This window comes from Myxosarcina sp. GI1 (assembly GCF_000756305.1).
Lineage (GTDB): Bacteria > Cyanobacteriota > Cyanobacteriia > Cyanobacteriales > Xenococcaceae > Myxosarcina.
The window spans coordinates 123,013-140,488 of record NZ_JRFE01000016.1; the positions used below are offsets into that span (position 1 = coordinate 123,013).

General features: G+C 39.4%; 15 protein-coding genes. 8 read left to right on the forward strand and 7 right to left on the reverse strand.

The window, feature by feature from the left end; genetic code table 11:
* Positions 1 to 145 precede the first annotated feature (145 nt).
* Positions 146 to 1,171: a DnaJ C-terminal domain-containing protein gene (locus KV40_RS12145; protein ID WP_036481560.1), complete on the reverse strand. Its 1,026-nt coding sequence runs from the start codon at positions 1,169 to 1,171 to the stop codon at positions 146 to 148.
* 221 nt (positions 1,172 to 1,392) lie between these two features.
* Positions 1,393 to 2,682, reverse strand: a complete 1,290-nt coding sequence (locus KV40_RS12150; protein ID WP_036481562.1) for a glucose-1-phosphate adenylyltransferase — start codon at positions 2,680 to 2,682, stop codon at positions 1,393 to 1,395.
* Positions 2,683 to 2,884: 202 nt separating this feature from the next.
* Here KV40_RS12150 and KV40_RS12155 point away from each other — a divergent pair, with 202 nt between their 5' ends.
* Positions 2,885 to 3,325, forward strand: coding sequence for a SufE family protein (locus KV40_RS12155; RefSeq protein ID WP_036481564.1), 441 nt, complete (start codon positions 2,885 to 2,887; stop codon positions 3,323 to 3,325).
* Between the two features lie 308 nt (positions 3,326 to 3,633).
* Here the strand turns inward: KV40_RS12155 and KV40_RS12160 are convergent, their stop codons facing one another.
* Entirely contained in the window at positions 3,634 to 4,155 is a 522-nt protein-coding gene (locus KV40_RS12160; RefSeq protein WP_036481567.1) for a transcriptional repressor, read from the reverse strand.
* A 235-nt stretch (positions 4,156 to 4,390) separates the two neighbouring features.
* On the opposite strand from KV40_RS12160, the gene KV40_RS12165 reads away from it, so the two are divergent.
* Complete coding sequence (locus KV40_RS12165) at positions 4,391 to 5,992, forward strand: sodium:proton antiporter (protein WP_036481569.1); 1,602 nt, start codon at positions 4,391 to 4,393, stop codon at positions 5,990 to 5,992.
* Between the two features lie 107 nt (positions 5,993 to 6,099).
* On the forward strand, positions 6,100 to 8,523 hold the full coding sequence (locus KV40_RS12170) for a dynamin family protein (RefSeq protein WP_072013818.1): 2,424 nt from the start codon (positions 6,100 to 6,102) through the stop codon (positions 8,521 to 8,523).
* A gap of 148 nt (positions 8,524 to 8,671) precedes the next feature.
* Here KV40_RS12170 and KV40_RS12175 read toward each other — a convergent pair whose 3' ends face one another.
* From KV40_RS12175 to KV40_RS12190, 4 genes are all read right to left on the reverse strand, one after another.
* Positions 8,672 to 9,292: a DEP domain-containing protein gene (locus KV40_RS12175; protein ID WP_036481571.1), complete on the reverse strand. Its 621-nt coding sequence runs from the start codon at positions 9,290 to 9,292 to the stop codon at positions 8,672 to 8,674.
* 88 nt (positions 9,293 to 9,380) lie between these two features.
* Positions 9,381 to 11,447, reverse strand: a complete 2,067-nt coding sequence (locus tag KV40_RS12180) for an AAA family ATPase (RefSeq protein ID WP_036481573.1) — start codon at positions 11,445 to 11,447, stop codon at positions 9,381 to 9,383.
* Complete coding sequence (locus KV40_RS35720; RefSeq protein ID WP_172657279.1) at positions 11,444 to 11,620, reverse strand: hypothetical protein; 177 nt, start codon at positions 11,618 to 11,620, stop codon at positions 11,444 to 11,446. The genes KV40_RS12180 and KV40_RS35720 overlap by 4 nt, the downstream gene beginning before the upstream one ends.
* 4 nt (positions 11,621 to 11,624) lie before the next feature.
* A complete protein-coding gene (locus KV40_RS12190) occupies positions 11,625 to 12,428 on the reverse strand; it encodes a hypothetical protein (protein ID WP_036481577.1) in 804 nt (267 codons plus the stop codon).
* Positions 12,429 to 12,560: 132 nt separating this feature from the next.
* Between KV40_RS12190 and rsmI the strand changes: the two genes are divergently transcribed.
* The 5 genes from rsmI to cysS all read left to right on the forward strand — a co-directional run bounded on the left by rsmI (position 12,561) and on the right by cysS (position 17,446).
* Positions 12,561 to 13,412 (forward strand): 16S rRNA (cytidine(1402)-2'-O)-methyltransferase, encoded by an 852-nt coding sequence (rsmI, locus tag KV40_RS12195; protein ID WP_371260776.1) that lies wholly within the window; start codon positions 12,561 to 12,563, stop codon positions 13,410 to 13,412.
* A gap of 60 nt (positions 13,413 to 13,472) precedes the next feature.
* Positions 13,473 to 14,651 carry an AGE family epimerase/isomerase gene (locus KV40_RS12200; RefSeq protein ID WP_036481581.1) on the forward strand — a complete coding sequence of 393 codons (1,179 nt, stop codon included), beginning with the start codon at positions 13,473 to 13,475 and terminating at the stop codon, positions 14,649 to 14,651.
* Positions 14,652 to 14,653: 2 nt separating this feature from the next.
* Positions 14,654 to 15,355, forward strand: a complete 702-nt coding sequence (locus KV40_RS12205; protein WP_036481583.1) for a hypothetical protein — start codon at positions 14,654 to 14,656, stop codon at positions 15,353 to 15,355.
* 160 nt (positions 15,356 to 15,515) lie between these two features.
* Entirely contained in the window at positions 15,516 to 15,911 is a 396-nt protein-coding gene (locus KV40_RS12210; RefSeq protein ID WP_052055586.1) for a hypothetical protein, read from the forward strand.
* An 83-nt stretch (positions 15,912 to 15,994) separates the two neighbouring features.
* On the forward strand, positions 15,995 to 17,446 hold the full coding sequence (gene cysS / locus KV40_RS12215) for a cysteine--tRNA ligase (protein ID WP_036481585.1): 1,452 nt from the start codon (positions 15,995 to 15,997) through the stop codon (positions 17,444 to 17,446).
* The last annotated feature ends 30 nt before the right edge of the window (positions 17,447 to 17,476 follow it).

Below are 17,476 nucleotides of genomic sequence, written 5' to 3' on the forward strand. Positions count from 1 at the left end.
ATTAGCTAATAAGAGCTTATAGCTAGCGCGAAGCGGTTAAAAACTGATAAAAATTTACTTTTTTTAATACCAACATTGTATGGTTTGTAGTTTTCACTAAATTTTACTTATAAGTTGCGTTTAAAATCTATCCAAAGTATTAAATTTATAAATCGATCTTTTGAAAACCGCTACGAGGTTCTTCACTGCGGAGAGCGCGAATTTTTTCGTAAAGTTCTCGTTCTGCCTTACTGACTTGTTTGGGAGTGGCAATGGTGATTTTAACTAACTGATCGCTTCTACCCCCTTTGGGTAAAGACCAACCCTTGCCTTTAAGCCGCAGGGTTTGACCGGGACGAATTCCGGCAGGTACTTTTACTGTTACCATACCGTCGGGAGTGGGTACGTCGATTGAAGCTCCTAGTACGGCTTCATCTGGAGCGATCGGCACTTCACAACTGAGATTATCCCCTTCAAACGTGTAGAAAGAATGGGATTGCAAGTCTACGTTGAGATATAGATCGCCTCTTTGTTTGGTATAAGCATTAGTCTGACCTTTGCCACGCAGGCGAATACGGCTACCTGGTTTGACTCCCGCAGGGATACGCACTTCTACAGTTTCGCTACCCAGGTTAAGACGTTTTGTCGTTCCCCTAAAGGCTTCGGCAAAGCTAAGGGTAATATTAGCTTCGCTATTGGCAGGAGTACTACTGCGAGTGCGAGTGCTGCCAAAGTTGCCGAAATCGCCCATATTAACATTACTATAGGCATTTCGTGTGTTGCCAGTCCGACTGGAATAATTGTAGCTGCTGCTGCCAGAACCTTCTGGTGTTGAAAAACGACCTAATAACTCATTGATAAATTCTTCAAAGTTACCATACTTGCTAAAGTCGAAGCCGTTAACGTCAACGCCTACATTTCTAGCTCCCGACCAGCCTGCCGTTCCACCGCGTTCTGCCTGCTGCCAATACTGACCGAAACGATCGTACTTGGTGCGTTTATCCTCATCGGAAAGTACTTCGTAAGCTTCGCTAATTTCTTTAAATTTATTTTCTGCTTGGCGATCGCCAGGGTTGCGATCGGGATGATATTTTAAAGCGAGTTGACGAAACTTTTTTTTAATTTCACTGCTACTAGCTGTTTTACTTACTCCCAAAACAGCGTAATAGTCTTTAAATTCGGCAGAAGGCATTCGCTTTAGTTTTCTCCTTAAAAGTTCTAGTTAATTTTGGAAGCGGTTGCAAGAAACCTTAGCTTGCAAAAGCAAAGTTTCTGTGACAATTAATTTAACTTCAACCAAAAATTAAGCTTCTTCTTTAGAGTGTAACCCTTTCTTTTAGAAAGATAAAAGGTATGGCAACTGAGTTGCCATACCACAGAAAGAATATTTAGCGAACTATTAGCTGTTTGAGTTTAAATTACCGTACCGTCGGCTAGGGTAGCATTTTTCAAAACAACTACAATTCCACTACGAATATAAAAACCTTCTTCTTCTCTTTGAGCATCTTCTACTCGATCTTTGTTAACAATTTGTACATTCTGCCCGATCCGAGCATTTTTATCGACAATTGCTTTGCGGATGGTCGAGCCTCCACCAATTCCAACAGGAATTTGTCCGTTCTCAACTGTTGTTTCGCGTTCTGGTAAAGACTCGTAAAAATCAGCACCCATAATTAAAGTATCTTCAATAGTGCAGTTAGATTCTATCCGAGAGCGCAGACCGATTACTGAATGGTTGATGCGACAGTCTTTTATAATACAGCCTTCAGCAATCATCGATTCTGTAACGCTACTGTTGAGCAGTTTAGTAGGAGGTAGATAGCGAGAACGAGTGTAGATCGGGGCTTGCTCGTCAAAAAAGCTAAAGGGCGGTTTGGGCTGAATAGTCAAAGCCAAATTAGCTTCATAAAAAGATTCAACAGTTCCAATATCTTCCCAATATCCATCAAATAAGAAAGCGTTGATTTGATGGTTTTTATTGGCGCTGGGAATAATTTCTTTACCAAAGTCTGTTTGCTCTGGGTTTTTTTCAAGTAGCTTAACTAAAACATCTTTTTTAAATACATAGATACCCATAGATGCAATATAGGGTTTCTCTTTAGCTTGTTCGGCATCTAAGCCTAAGACGGTGGTATCTACCTGCATCTGTTTCAAAGCTTCACCTTCTGGTTTTTCTGAAAAATCGATAATTCTTCCGTTATTGTCAATTTTCATCAAACCAAAGCTAGAGGCTCTTTTTTCATCAATTGGCAATACAGATAGAGTGATATCGGCATCAGTTTCTCGGTGATGATCGATAAACTTGCTGTAGTCCATGCGATAGAGATGATCTCCTGAAAGAATAATACAGTCTTCTACATCCCAGTCTTGAAGTACATTGAGATACTGACGAACCGCATCAGCCGTTCCCTGAAACCATCCAGAGTTATCTTTTGTTTGCTGTGCTGCTAATACTTCTACAAATCCTTCTCTAAATCCAGAAAAATTATAGCTGCGATTTAGATGTCGATTGAGAGAAGCAGAGTTGAACTGAGTTAAAACATAGATTTTGACAATTTCTGAATTAATACAGTTACTAATTGGTATGTCAATTAAACGATATTTACCGGCTAACGGTACTGCTGGTTTTGCCCTTAATTTGGTTAAAGGATACAAACGAGTACCCGCGCCGCCTCCGAGAATAATGCCTAATACTTTTTTCACTAATAAAAACCTCGCAACTGGCTTTGCCTCTCAAAGTCAAGTTTATCTGACTGAGGGACAGATTCTTCAAACAGTTGTTATCTAAATAACAAAATTTTTTTTTCAACCAAGTTTTGGCTTTTTTAAAGCCTCTAATTGTATACTTAGTTTTGATAGAGTGTAACTAGATGTTAATTTTTTTGCACCTAGTTATTTATAGCTTATGCCATCCGACTCAAAATCTTTATCACCTAAGTTAGAAAAAATAGTCGCTCGCTTCAAACGCCGCTCCGATCCCAAACAAAAATACGAGCAGCTACTTTGGTATGCTAAAAAACTTCCCCCAATGCCAGAGACGGAAAAAACCCCAGCCAACAAAGTAAAGGGGTGCGTTTCGCAAGTTTATATTACAGCTACCTTGCATGAGGGTAAGGTGAAATATCAGGGTGACTCGGACGCGCAGTTGGTAAAAGGATTAGTGGCATTATTAATTGAAGGCTTAAACGACTTACCACCAGAAGCCATAATCAAGATTCAGCCCAATTTTATTGAAGAGACGGGATTGAAAGTTAGCCTGACTCCCTCCCGCGCTAATGGTTTTTATAATATTTTTCAGATGATGCAGAAAAAAGCTTTAGAGTTCGAGTTAGAAACATCTGCCTAGTACTGCTACGCGGAAGTAGCGAGTAGCAAGTAGCAAGTAGCGAGTAGCAAGTAGCGAGTAGATTGCCTAGTGCTAGCGTATACTCTCTCCCAAATTGCAAATGCAGGAGAATTGATGTTACTTACTGACGATACGCAGAATAATGAAAGATCGGTAGTTTCAATAAGAAATGAAAAAAGAATAATCAATCCTTTTCCCTTTTCTCTTTTCCCCTTAACCTTCTTGCTTCGTCCTTACGTCTGAGGAAACCTCAGACAGGGCGGTGCGCTTTTCCCTGCCCTCACAGATTAATGAGTACGTAACATCAGTTATTGGGCATCTGCTGGTGCTTCGGTTTCGGAGATCGCTCGCGTACAAGCCCAATCACTAGGCAGTGCCGAGGGCCATCCTTTTCTAATAGCTTCGGGACAAATTGTCATTACCGTTAATTGGCAGTCAATCAGCTCGAATCCTTCTTTTTTACACTGTTTGAGACTGTGTTTTAAAATCGAATCATCTCGAAACTCGATGGTTTTATTACATTGAATGCAAACTACGTGATGGTGATGGTGGGGATAGGGCTGGTTTAGTTCGTAATGCTTGTGTCCTTCGGCTAGTTCTAATTCTCTCAAAATTCCCATGCGCGTCATCAATTTAACGCTGCGATAGATAGTAGATAGACTAATTGCCTCGCCACGTTTGTCTAATAAATTATGCAGCTCTTCTGCACTTAGGTGATCGCCTTTAGGTAAATTTTGAAATACGTGCAGAATTGTCTCTCTCTGAGGGGTCATGCGCCATCCTCTAGAGTTGAGTTCTGATTTTAATGAGGAGGCTGTATAGTGAGCCATAGCAATTAACTTTCAATTAATTCTCTTTATTGACAATAATAGAGGTTTTTGATGATTCTTGACAATAAAGTTTATTAACTAAGAGCAGCTAAAAACACAAGATTGCTATTCAACAATGAATAATGAACAGTGAACAGTGAACGCTTGGCAGTTAAATTCCTATTGCTCATTGATAATTGCTCATTGCTCATTGCTCATTGATAATTAGTTATCGATCGCCGTCCAATATCTATTTATGTTATTCAGTATTGCTTTAATTTTGCTTTTGGGCTTCATTAGCGGTCAACTAATGCACAAACTTGGCGCACCGCCTTTGATTGGTGCTATTTTGACGGGTATTATTATTGGTCCAGAACTCGGTAATTTTATTGCCCCAGTAGTATTAGATACGGCAGCAGATTGGCGATCGCTGGCGGTCATGGTAATTTTAATGCGGGCGGGACTGGGTTTAGATCGAGACAAGCTAGTCAAACAGGGTTCGGTAGCAATTCGCCTGGGTTTTCTCCCCGCACTTACCGAAGGAATTATTATTGCTATTGCCGCAATGTTTTTATTTAACTTCGATCTGCTGACGGGTTTACTTTTGGGTAGTGTTGTCGGTGCCGAATCTCCTGCGGTAATCGTACCTGGAATGTTGCGCCTCAAAAGTTTGGGTTGGGGTGTGGCTAAAGGCATTCCCGATGTAATTTTAACTGGAAGTGCCTTATCTGACGTTCTAGTCTTACTGTTATTTAGCCTGTTGCTTAATTTTTTAACGGGAGGAACAGCCAGCAATAATAGCGTGTGGTTACTGCCGTTGCAGGTTATCTTACAAATTATTCTGGGCATAGCTATTGGTTGGGCGATCGCGCTAATAATTATTTGGGTAACAACAAAAAAGAGATGGACGCAAAATGTAGTGCAAAAAACTTTAATTGTGGCTACTCTAGCCATACTGATTATCGTTTTGGCGCAAAAACTACCGTATTCTGGTTATTTAGCAACGATGGCAATGGGTTTTTTTATTATCGAACTCGATCCGCCTCTAGCCAGACAGCTACGAACTGAATTCAATCATCTCTGGGTAGCTGCCGAAATTATTTTATTCGTTTTAATGGGGGCGAGTATCGAACTAGAGGTTTTAGAAGCTACTTTAGTTAAAGGAATATTGTTATTGGCAATTGGTTTGTTTTGCGGACGCACCATTGGCTGGTATTTGTCTACTTTAGGCAGCAACTGGAACTGGCGAGAAAGATTATTCTTACTACCAGGGAACTCGGCTAAAGCAACGGTACAGGCGGCTATTGGCGCAATTCCCCTCAGTCAAGGTGTAGCAGGAGGAGAGATAATTCTGGCGATCGCCGCTTGGTCAATCTTGATTACTGCCCCTATCGGTGCCTGGGCTATCCCTACTTTTGCACCGCAGTTATTAACTAAAGATGCGGTAGATCCCACTAAAGTAAATGTAGCTTCGCGGGCAGTTTTTTTAGCGGCGATCGATGGTTCTGATACAACTAATAAAGTTTTAACTACTGCTGCCGACTTAGCCAGACGTAGTAACGGAGAAATAGTTGTTTTATTTATTAATAATGGCAATCACCCTTGGCGGTACGCGGAGCGTAATCGCGATTTGCCTCACCTAAAAAAACTTACAGCTAATTTATTGCTAGATATTCGCTATCAATTTATTACTGTTAGTAATGTTAATAACAAAACAATATTAGATTTAGCCTACAAGCACCAAGCTATCAATATTCTAGTTGGCAAACCACAACCAGAATCAAGTAGCTCTGTAGCAATACATAATTTATTACCAGATCTGGTTTTTTCTAGCTCAATTCCAATTACTTTTATCTAAATTTTTCCTTAACTATTTAAAGCCTAAAGCCTGTAAATATGAGTTTTTACGGTGTTCGTTAACCGAAACATATGCCAGACTCAGGTAAAAGTAACTTGGTCTGCCCAATGGTTGATACACGAGCGGATTGCCAAAACTCAAACGAATTAGTTGAGTTAGATAACTTACAACGAGAAGTAATTAAAGTATTAACTGGCGTTAATACTTTAATTAAAGATACTCAAGCTAATTTAATTAATGATGCTGCCGAAGAAAAATACGAACTGTTCGAGCAGCAAATAAGTGATGCCAGCCAAAATGTAGCAGAACTACAGTTGAGAATGGCAATTGTAGCTCCGATGAAGGCAGGAAAATCAACCATTATTAATGCGATCGTCGGACAAGAATTATTGCCTAATTGCGCGGCGGCAATGACCACAATTCCTACAGAAATTTCCTTTAATTCGCAATTAACGCAACCTATCTTAAACCTCAGTGACAATACCCTTGAGGTTTTTAACGCTCTTTTTCTAGCAATTAAGCAACAAATTGCCCAATTCGGAATTGAGACGCTTCAGCAAAAATTAGCTCGTTATCCCCATTTAATCGAACTGCTGACCAAAATTGAAGCTATAGAACAGTTATCTTTTGCCGAGCAAATTGTCGGGCGAGATGCAATCTCTAATACTCTGAACTATCTCAATCACGTTATTCGTTTGTATAGCGTCATCGATCCTTTAAGCGAACCACTCGCCAAACTTAAAGACGTTCCTCAAATTCAAACTCCTTTTCTAAGTTTGGAGAATAGCGAAACTAACAAAAACCTGGGTAATCTGACTATTATCGATACTCCAGGTCCTAATGAAGCGGGAGAAAATCTTAAGTTAACCGCAGTGGTGGAAGAACAACTGCACCGCAGTTCGATTGTTTTAATCGTACTCGACTTTACCCAGCTCAATAATCAAGCTGCCGAAGCAATTAAAAGGCAGGTAAAGCCAATAATAGAAACAATTGGCAAAAATAATCTTTATGTTTTGGTCAATAAAGTAGACTGCCGACGCAGGGGAGATATGACCACAGAACAAGTTAAAGATTTTGTTGTTGCCGATTTAGAATTAAGCTCAAATGACGATCGCGATCGCATTTTTGAAGTATCGGCACTTCGAGCCTTTGCCGCTACGGAGTTTTTACAGGAACTCAAGCATCGTCCCGAAGCCAAACTACAAGACCTCAAGTCTGTAGAAACCCTGGCGCAAGAAATTTTTGGCATCGACTGGGAAGAAGAGCTAGAAGATATAGACATCCAAACTCTTTTTAAAAAAGCCAAAAAGCTGTGGCAAAAGTCTGGCTTTGCTCCTTTTCTTAATGGTGCGATCGCTGCTTTGATGACTAATGCCGCGCCTAAATGTTTAATATCAGCTTTGAGTTTGAGTCGCTATCGTTTACTAGAAATCAGAGACGATCTCAAACTTCGTAGCAATGCTATTTCTCAGGATACAGAAAAGCTACAGACAGAAGTAAAGGCTTTAGAAAACGATCTTGCTTGTTTGGAGTCATGTCGCCAGCGTCTCGGAGAGATCGAACAGATAAAAAGCAAGCTACAGCAAAATTTAGCCGTAATGTTAGAGGAACTCAAAAAAGAAGCTGTGGTTAGTGTAGAAGACTATTTTACTCGCGAAGAATACGAACGTGCCGATTCTTTAGGTAAAGCCGACATTAAAGCCAGAGAATTGTTACTCAGTAACATTGGCAATTTTGAATTGTTTCCTAAATGGATATCCAGCAATTTAAAATCTAGTTTTGAATATAAAATTGCTGAGGTAATATCGTTTAAAACCGAAGCCGAAGCAGCAGAATTTGCTGAAAAAGCAGTTCTTTGGGCAAAACAAAGATTAGACATTTTGCTGTCTAAAGTTCGTCATAATACCGAACTGGAAATTGAAGCAGCGAGTTTGAGTTTGGCAGAATTTTTGACCGAAGAAACTCTACCAATTATCAATCGTGCTAAAAGCAGACTACAAACAAACTTTAATATCGATTTAGATTTACCTCCTCCAGTTCTGCAATCTGAAGAAGAAATCGCTATAGGACAACAGTTGGTTAAAACCAAAACTCGTTTGGTCGATCGCGGTTATGAAGAAAAGCTAGTGCGAAAAAGAGCTTGGTACTATTGGTTGGGTATCGTTCCTTTTTATAGCCAAGAGCAAATTAGAAAACCTTATAAAAAAGAAAATTACTATACTGTTTCAATTCATGAGTTAGTATCGGAAATAAATAGCTCTAGCGAAAAGTTTATCGAGGCAATTAGTAACAAAATTGACGCTTATTTAGAACTAGACCTACAGCAGCAGGTAAATAACTTTTTTGCCAACCTGGATAATTATTTAGGTAGCTATCTCCAAAATCTACAGCAGGCACAGGTAGATCGTCAGCTATCTCTCGAACAAAGAGAACGTTTGGCCGATCTTTTAAATAATTTGGTTCCTCAAACCGACAAATACCTCTCAATGACCGATGATTGTCTCCGAGCGGTAAAGTTACCGTTCGATTGACAAAGAGAGCAATTGCTTTGCTTGGGAGCAGGGACTAAGGAAGAGAGTTAAAATTAGACTACGATCTCTCCTGCACTGTTACATCTTGCTTCCCCTGCCTGAAAAAAAGCTCGACAATTAAATATCGACAGACCACCAAAGCCTAGAACTAGACAATTTTATCAGTCCAAATACTTTTACCTTCATCTTCATAAAAACGATAGTATAATTCCTTATCTTCAAATTTTTCTTCATCTGTTATGTGATGAGCAATTTTTTTGTCGATTAGTTTTTGTCCTAACGAGACAGCATCAGCACGAGAAACATCGTACTTTTTAACGATCCAGTCTACTGCTTCACTACCAACAAAACAACGCTGATATAGTTTTAATTTTTGTCGGCGAGTTTTAATCTCGACACCTTTTTCGGCTCGCATTTCGAGAGCTAACTGTCTGACGCTAATTTTGTCTAGTTTGGCAGCATTTTGAGGAGTCTCTTGAGCGGTAGCTACGTCTCCATTAGCTTCCTGACTGATGCGATAACGGTCATCTCGCATCCAAATACCGACACTATTTGTATCTTTAACTAATAAAGTAGGAATTAGCGTCCGCTCTTCGTGATCTAAGTATTCTTCTCGACATTCTTTAATTGCCTGCTGCAATTCGCTGCGATCGAAAGATTTTGCCAAAGTAAAAATATTCCCTTGATAAATCAATCCCGATGTAGTTTTTTCCCGATCATCTACATAACCCGTAACTTTACGATATTCAACTTGTTCGGAATCTAACATCAACATCAGTATTTTCTCCTATTGTCGAGCAATGATTTTAATTAAAGTTTTTGGCTTGAAATTTTAAATACTACGCTGTTTTTAAACACTATTTATATCGTTTTATCATAACAATTTCAGTATATTCAAAATTATTTTCACTGTGTTTTACTAAAGGATAGTTTGTATCTCCTAGCTGTAGATAATCTAATTCGCAGTCTGGTTTGGGAGAGTTATAAACTAAAACATATTCTCGTCCAACTCGTTGTTCGATCTCGGTTTCTACTTCTCCCTGCCATTGTGTTTTAGTTGCTAACACCACTAACTGGTTTGCTAATTGAGGAATAGCTCTAGCTACCTGTCGGCGATATATGCGATCTAGGCTGCCAAAGGGAGAATCCATAACTACAGGAAAAGTGCTACTATCAGGTCCCATTAGGGTATTGCGTTGGCTCCATTCTCTAACACGGTCGATAATCGCGCCAATAAAACTAAGGCTCAGAATTTGATTTTCTCCTGTAGATGCGGCAACCGTAACCTCTACTCCAGAAGTATTTTCAATTAAAGTCAGCTGATAGTTATGGTCGAGGCGAGGAAGATAGGGGGTAAAAGAAATAAAGCTAAATATTTCTCTTAATTTTTGTTCTAAGGAAAACCGAAATTGAGTTTCCAAACGGTTTCTTATTTCATTCAGTTTGACAATAGATTCAACTGTGACATCAACGCGCTTTTTGGCTACAGCTTGCTTATGTTCGGTAAGTTTTTGTCGCTCTATTTCGGTAACATTTTTGGCGATGCTGTAGCGAATATCCGCTAACTGCTGCCTTTGTTCTCCTTGCTCTAAAACCAAACTTTTGATTTTTTCTTCAATTCGTTCTAAGTCGGAATGTAAATTTTGAATATCTCGGTCGGGGAAATTTTTGAGTTTTTTGGTAGTTTTTTCCAGTTCGGTTTCTAATTCGTTGAGCTGCCGATATAAATCGTTTGTTTTTGCTTGATGCAAATCTACTTGTTGCCAAAACTCGACAGAGTTTGCTAGAGAACGTTCGACCTGCATTTCCAAACGCATCGCTGCTGCTTCTATTTCTTGAAGATCGACTTTATCGAGCCAAGAACTAACTTGCTGATAGGAAGTAGTCTGGGGTTCTAGTTTCTCACCGCAGATACAGCGTCCTTCGGTAAGTAAGCGAGCGACAAATTCTCGTTTGATGCCTGTAGATAGTAGTCTGCGATCGCGCAAATTGCCAACTAACTGCAAGAAATTAGCGTTGATAGTTTCTAGATAAACTGTATAGCCAGCTTGAGAGATAGTCTTTTTTAAATCTGATTTAGTTTTAACTAGACTATTTTTAACCGTTTGTTCTTGTTCGATTAACTTAGCTCTTAACTGCTGTAGTTTATCGGCACCACTCGACTCTAATAAACTGGCTGAAATTTGCTTTTTGCGCGATTCTAAACTGGTAATTTCTCTACTAATTTCTGCCTGTCGCTGCGTTAGACGATCGCTTTGAGTTTCTGCTTCCATTTGTGCCTGTAATAGCTGTTTGATAGCTGGATCGCCGAGAAGTTGCAGTTCTTCTTGTAAAGTTCGTTTGGCAGTTTTTAAATGCTCTATGGCTCGATCTAAAACTTTAACCCCTAGCAACTCTTTGGTATCATCGGCGATATTATTGTCTCTCTCGCCACGAAAAAAGCGGTCGATGCGCTCGCCATCAAAAAAGAAGTACTGATGCAAACTAGCAGGTAAAATACTTTCAATAATTTCTTCTGGTGCTTCTAATGGTGGATACCAGCGTCCATCATCAGCTGCCACCAACATAAATAATTTTGTGGAACTATAGCGAACGCTATCTAATTCTTTAGTTGCGTAACACTTACGTTTGACTTGATACAGCTTGCGATCGCGCTCGAACTGAAGCTCTACCCAGCATTCAACTGCCGTACCGACTTTAGCTTCATTAATCGCACGCTGATTGATTAGTAGCTCAGGAGAAGCAAAAGCTGCCGTAAATCTTTCATATAGTATCCAGGTAAAAGCATTTAAAATACTAGTTTTTCCCGCACCGTTATTGCCATAGATTGCGGTAGTGTTCTGTTCTCCACTAGCAAATTTGATTACTGGTGTTCTACCATAAAATTGCCTGAAATTACATAGCTGTAAAGATTTTAGCTTCATCGAACTACTTGTTTGATAATTTTTAAAATATCTTCGTTTATATTTCTTGGTGTTTTTAAATATAGTTTATCTTTTTCTAGTTTTAGCACTCGCTCTATTATGGCTTTTGCTTCTGGAGATGCAGAATTTATCGGTTCTTGAATATTATTTAAATTAGCTTTAGGGTCAACCATACTGTTAGGTTTCAAACATCAATTTGTAAGTTAATAAATTGGATATATCTATCTCTGCTAAATCTGGAATTTCTTTAAATTTTAAGTAACCTTTAAAAAAGTATGGTATTAGTCCGCACGCTACATCTAGTAAACTTTTATTCATTTTAAGTTCTAGATCGCGTATGGTATGTTTTCCGTTAAGCAGACGAGACATATTTTTAAAAATCATGTCTGGTAGTTTTTCCTCCAATTCTCTAGCATTTGTTAGTAAAGGAGCTAAATTGGGCGAACAAGAAGCTAAACCTTTATATTTCCACGCCAACCACTGTTGCTGCGATTCAAACATTACGCGCTCTATATCGATTCGCGCTAAAGATAAGTTAAAACCACTTTTAAGTATTTGATGCGCCGAGTAATTTTGCTTTTGGTACTGTAATTCTTGTTTGTGTTCTTGCTGAATAATATCGAAAAAGCTGTCTTGAGTTCTAGTTGTTATTAAAGCTATGGCTTTTTCTGGTTTGATATGATTTTTTTGAACCAAAGAAACTAAAAAATTATACTTTAGTTGTTCTAAATTATTTTTACTTTTTGACAACAGATCTAGATCTAAAACCATCAGTTTTAGATCTAGATCTGAAAAATGTTGGCTCATGTATTTTTGCCAGAAGCGATTAGGATGATATCCACCTTCTATCCAGAGAAATTTCCCTAAGTAAAAATACATTTTCCATTGTTTATCTTTTTGAGTCTCTACAGTTACAACACCTGTAAACTTTTGTCGTGGCAGAGGAATCAAAAAATTTTCTAAATTATTGTTTGCACTCATCTGTATTAAAATAGAGTTTATCTAGTTACAATAAAGTAGTCATAAAGTCGTAGTTTTTTTACGAAAATATTTATTATTTTGGAGCTTGGCTCGATAAAACAAATGTGATGTCTACTTTATTAACTAATTGACATAATGGAAGATTTATCTTCGGGAATACTTTACTTAGTAGGAACTCCTATTGGAAATTTAGAAGATATTACTTTAAGAGCAATACGCATCTTACAACAGGTAGATACCATTGCTGCTGAAGATACCCGTAGAACTGGCAAATTATTGCAACATTTACAAATCGATACTCCTCAAATTAGCTATTACGAACACAATCATAGCTCCCGAATTGAGAATCTACTAGCTCGTCTTCGACAAGGTGCAAAAATAGCTTTAGTTACCGATGCTGGAATGCCCAGTATTTCCGATCCGGGTTACGAACTTGTTAGAGAAGCGATCGCCAATTCAGTTACAGTAGTTCCCATTCCTGGAGTAACAGCAGCAGTTTGTGCTTTAGCCGCATCGGGTTTGCCTACTTATAGGTTTGTGTTTGAAGGCTTTTTGCCGCAAAAAAATAAGTTCAAAAAAGAGCGGTTGGACGCACTACAATCTGAAACCAGAACGACAATTTTTTACGAAGCACCCCATCGTCTCCAACAAACCTTAAAGGATCTAGGCGCTAGTTTGGGAATTGAACGACAAATCGTTATTGCCAGAGAACTAACCAAAATTCACGAAGAATTTTGGCGGGGAAGCATTAATGAAGCGATCGCACTTTATGAAACTAGTCGTCAGCCAAAAGGAGAATACACACTAGTGGTTGCAGGAGCGATACCAGAAGTTGCGATCGCTACTGAGGCAGAATTAATTACCGAATTAGAGCAGCTATTAAAACAGGGCATGACGCGATCGCAAGCTAGCAGCTATTTGGCTAAAATATCAAATTTTTCGCGCCGAAAAATCTATAAGCTTGCGGTAGAAATAGTATCGTAGGGGGCAAGGCAGTACCTTGCCCATATTACAAAAATTAAATATTTATTTGTTTTAGTGATAATGAATAAAAATTTGCCTCAGCTAGCCGAACTATACCAAAACACCCTGCTGCAAAATGTAATTCCATTTTGGGAGCAGCATTCAGTAGATTGGGATTATGGTGGTTATTTTAGCTGTTTAGATCGTCAAGGCAATGTCTACGATACGGATAAATTTATCTGGCTGCAAAATCGTCAGGTATGGATGTTTTCGGTATTTTACAACTGCTTGGAGCAAAAAGAAGATTGGCTTACAATTGCCCGTCATGGTGCTGAGTTTTTAGCCAAACATGGTAGAGATAGCGATGGTAACTGGTACTTTGCTTTAAATCGCCAAGGAGAACCTTTGGTGCAACCCTACAATGTTTTTTCCGACTGCTTTGCGGCAATGGCTTTTAGTAAATATGCCCTAGCTTCGGGTGAAAGTTGGGCAAAAGAGGTGGCTTTACAGGCTTATCACAACGTTTTACGCCGTCAGGATAATCCCAAAGGAAAATACAACAAAGCCTATCCTGGAACGCGATCGCTCAAAACTATGGCAGTGCCGATGATTTTAGCCAATTTAACTTTAGAAATGGATTGGTTGCTGTCGGGAGAAGAATTAGAAACCGTTCTCGATCGCACTGTAAATGAAGTAATGAATGATTTTCTCGATGCCGAAACGGGTTTATTGTATGAAAACGTAACTCCCGATGGTTCTCATCTCGACTGTTTTGACGGTAGATTAATCAATCCAGGACATGGCATCGAGGCGATGTGGTTTTTGATGGATATTGCCCATCGTCGTAACGATACTCAATTAATTAACCAAGCTGTAGATACGATCTTAAATATACTCGATTTTGGTTGGGATAAAGAATATGGTGGAATCTATTACTTTATGGATATTAAAGGACATCCTCCTCAACAGTTGGAGTGGAACCAAAAACTCTGGTGGGTGCATTTAGAGACTTTAGTAGCTTTATTAAAGGGTTATAACCTAACGCAAAGAAAAGAGTGCTGGCAGTGGTTCGAGCGAGTACATGACTATTCGTGGCAGCATTTTAGCGACAAAGAATATGGGGAGTGGTTTGGCTATTGCGATCGCCGAGGCGAAGTTATCTTAAATCTTAAAGGTGGAAAATGGAAGGGGTGTTTTCATGTACCCCGCGCTTTGTATCTGTGTTGGCAAGAATTAAAAAGAGGGCAAATGTTTACTTAATAATGGCTCGAAATAATTCAATTTTTACAACTAAAAAAATCTTATTTATTACCCTATTCATTGAAAGTCTAGTTGTTACTATAGCAATTGCAGGAGCAGTTATCTTAGACAGATCGCCGACGACTTACTTTAGCGAAATCGATCGCCAAGGTTACGTTACCTATATTTCCTGTTTGCAGTTTGCGATCGCTGCTATTTTGGCTTGGCAGATTTTCCGAATAGCTAAAACTCCACGAAAGTTGGCAAAAAGCAGGTTTTTCTGGTTAGTAAGCTCTATTGGATTATTATTTTTAGCATTAGACGATATATTTGAAATTCACGAACATATAGATTTATGGCTACATAATCTGTTGGCGATCGAAGAAACAAAGTTAACGGATTTGGCAGATGATTTTATTGTTGGAGGATATTTAGTTTTCTTAACAATTTTTGTGGCTTTTCAATGGCGAAACCTTAAAATTTTTCAGCCATCATTTATTTTTTTCAAGCTGGGATTTGTTTTAACTCTAGCAATGGTAATGCTAGATATATTTAGTAACAACAACTTGTTTATCTCCATGATGACAGACGATCCTACTCTCGAACTATCGATACAACAATGGGTTGGCGCGATCGAAGATTCGATAAAAATCTTTGCAGAAGGAATGTTTATTGTCGGTATATACGGATGTTGGCAAATAGCAAACAGCTTAAGAAAACAATAATCGTTAGAAGCGATCTTTTTGTGTCTAGTTTAAGGTTTTAGAGTAATATCTATTCTTGACAAAATGACATAAGACAACAATTTCATAACTTTGTCATCTCAATGACAAATTCTGTCGCTAGATTAAAACATAAGTTTAATAAATATAATATGCACAAACAATGATAACTCCAGCTTTAGGAACAGAAAACCGAGTCAATCGTACATTTGCTAATAACGTTATTGCCAAAAACAACAGTCGTACCGTAGGTGTGTTTCTTCACCATCGCGATGCTAAAGTGGCTTTGCAAGATTTGCAAGATGCGGGTTTTCCCTTAAAGTGGATTACGCTTATTTCTCAAAACTGTTGGCAATATAGTTGGCTAAAAGGTTTGCGTACTTGCGATCGCTTTAATAAGCATTTTTTTAACTCTTCAGACAAAAGCTGGCAGTTTTTTCAGCGGTTATTTCAGCGAGGTAAATATTTAATTGCGATCGAAGCACCAAGCAATTCTCTACGCTGCGCCGAAGCAATTTTGAGCCGTCGTCGCGGACATGGAGAAGTATGGCATCTTTAGGAAAGTCGAAAGTAGCCAGACATCTAATTAAACCGTGAATTGCTATATAATTTGCGTGTCTGCAATAACATCAATACATCCTCATGTCTTTAACTGTTTACAATACCCTTACTCGTAACAAGGAAGCTTTTGAAACTATCGAACCCAATCGGGTACGGATGTATTGTTGTGGAATAACAGTCTATGACTACTGCCATTTAGGTCATGCACGCACTTGTTTGGTTTGGGATGTAGTGCGCCGCTATTTACAGTGGTGGGGCTACGAGGTGCAGTATATTCAAAATTTTACCGATATTGACGATAAGATTCTCAATCGCGCCAGACAGGAAGGTACTTCGATGGAAGCCGTTTCAGAACGCTTTATCGAGGCGTATTTTGAAGATATGGAACGGTTGGGAGTGGGTCAAGCCGATGCCTATCCCCGCGCCACTCATACCCTAGACGGCATCAAACGTTTGGTTTACGAACTGGAACAAAAAGGCTTTGCCTATCCAACGGCAGGAGATGTTTACTATGCGGTGCGTCAATTTCCTACCTACGGTAAGCTATCGGGACGCAAGCTGGAAGATCTTCAGGCTGGTGCTAGTGGCAGAGTGGCGGTAGAAGACACCGAAGCTGTCAAAAAACGCGATCCGTTTGATTTTGCGCTGTGGAAAGGGGCGAAAGAGGGAGAACCTTCCTGGGAATCTCCTTGGGGTAAAGGTCGCCCTGGTTGGCACATTGAATGTTCGGCAATGGTCAGAGAAAGGCTAGGAGAGACAATTGACCTACACGTTGGCGGTAGCGATTTAGTATTTCCCCATCACGAAAATGAAATTGCTCAATCTGAAGCGGTAACGGGCAAGCCATTAGCTAAATATTGGCTGCATAACGGCATGGTCAAGGTAGGCGGCGAAAAGATGTCTAAGTCGTTGGGTAATTTTACGACTATTCGAGATTTATTAGACCGTCCAGTAGAATCGATGGCGGTGCGGTTATTTATTTTACAGGCACAGCATCGCAAACCGATTGATTTTACAGATGAGGCATTAACGGCAGCTACTAACGGTTGGCACACTCTCAAAGAAGGATTGTTATTTGGCGATCGCTTTGGCAAACAATTGGGTTTTGCTACTTTACCAGAAAAAACCGACGAAACTCTGATAAATCGCTTTAGAGAAGCGGTAAATGACGATTTTAACTTTGCTGGTGGTTTGGCAGTTCTGTTTGAAATCGCTAAAAAATTGGCTAAAGAAGGTAATATTTTAGTTCATCAGGGAGAAATCTTAACTGCTGCTGAGGAATTAGCAACTCAGTGGCGCACTTTAGTAGAGCTTGCCGAGGTTTTGGGCTTTAAAGCCAAACTAGAAGCAGACAGTCAAGAGGTTACGGGCGGCATGAGCGATGCAGAAATTGAAGCGTTAATTCAACAGCGTCACGAAGCCAGAAAAGCCAAAAACTATGCCGAGAGCGATCGCCTTAGAGACGAACTACAGGCACAGGGAATTACGCTTATTGATAAACCAGGCGGCGTAACTACCTGGAATCGCAACTAATAAAAAGTGTAGTGAAGCAAAAAGGTTTTG

What these genes read in the sequence shown, in the direction of transcription:
- KV40_RS12190 (WP_036481577.1), bottom strand. Translation starts at nt 12,428, where the DNA reads ATGAGTGCAAACAATAATTTAGAAAATTTTTTGATTCCTCTGCCACGA.
- KV40_RS12170 (WP_072013818.1), top strand. Translation starts at nt 6,100, where the DNA reads ATGGTTGATACACGAGCGGATTGCCAAAACTCAAACGAATTAGTTGAG.
- KV40_RS12175 (WP_036481571.1), bottom strand. Translation starts at nt 9,292, where the DNA reads ATGTTAGATTCCGAACAAGTTGAATATCGTAAAGTTACGGGTTATGTA.
- KV40_RS12155 (WP_036481564.1), top strand. Translation starts at nt 2,885, where the DNA reads ATGCCATCCGACTCAAAATCTTTATCACCTAAGTTAGAAAAAATAGTC.
- KV40_RS12200 (WP_036481581.1), top strand. Translation starts at nt 13,473, where the DNA reads ATGAATAAAAATTTGCCTCAGCTAGCCGAACTATACCAAAACACCCTG.
- KV40_RS35720 (WP_172657279.1), bottom strand. Translation starts at nt 11,620, where the DNA reads ATGGTTGACCCTAAAGCTAATTTAAATAATATTCAAGAACCGATAAAT.
- KV40_RS12165 (WP_036481569.1), top strand. Translation starts at nt 4,391, where the DNA reads ATGTTATTCAGTATTGCTTTAATTTTGCTTTTGGGCTTCATTAGCGGT.
- KV40_RS12180 (WP_036481573.1), bottom strand. Translation starts at nt 11,447, where the DNA reads ATGAAGCTAAAATCTTTACAGCTATGTAATTTCAGGCAATTTTATGGT.
- KV40_RS12145 (WP_036481560.1), bottom strand. Translation starts at nt 1,171, where the DNA reads ATGCCTTCTGCCGAATTTAAAGACTATTACGCTGTTTTGGGAGTAAGT.
- KV40_RS12210 (WP_052055586.1), top strand. Translation starts at nt 15,516, where the DNA reads ATGATAACTCCAGCTTTAGGAACAGAAAACCGAGTCAATCGTACATTT.
- KV40_RS12160 (WP_036481567.1), bottom strand. Translation starts at nt 4,155, where the DNA reads ATGGCTCACTATACAGCCTCCTCATTAAAATCAGAACTCAACTCTAGA.
- KV40_RS12205 (WP_036481583.1), top strand. Translation starts at nt 14,654, where the DNA reads ATGGCTCGAAATAATTCAATTTTTACAACTAAAAAAATCTTATTTATT.
- cysS (WP_036481585.1), top strand. Translation starts at nt 15,995, where the DNA reads ATGTCTTTAACTGTTTACAATACCCTTACTCGTAACAAGGAAGCTTTT.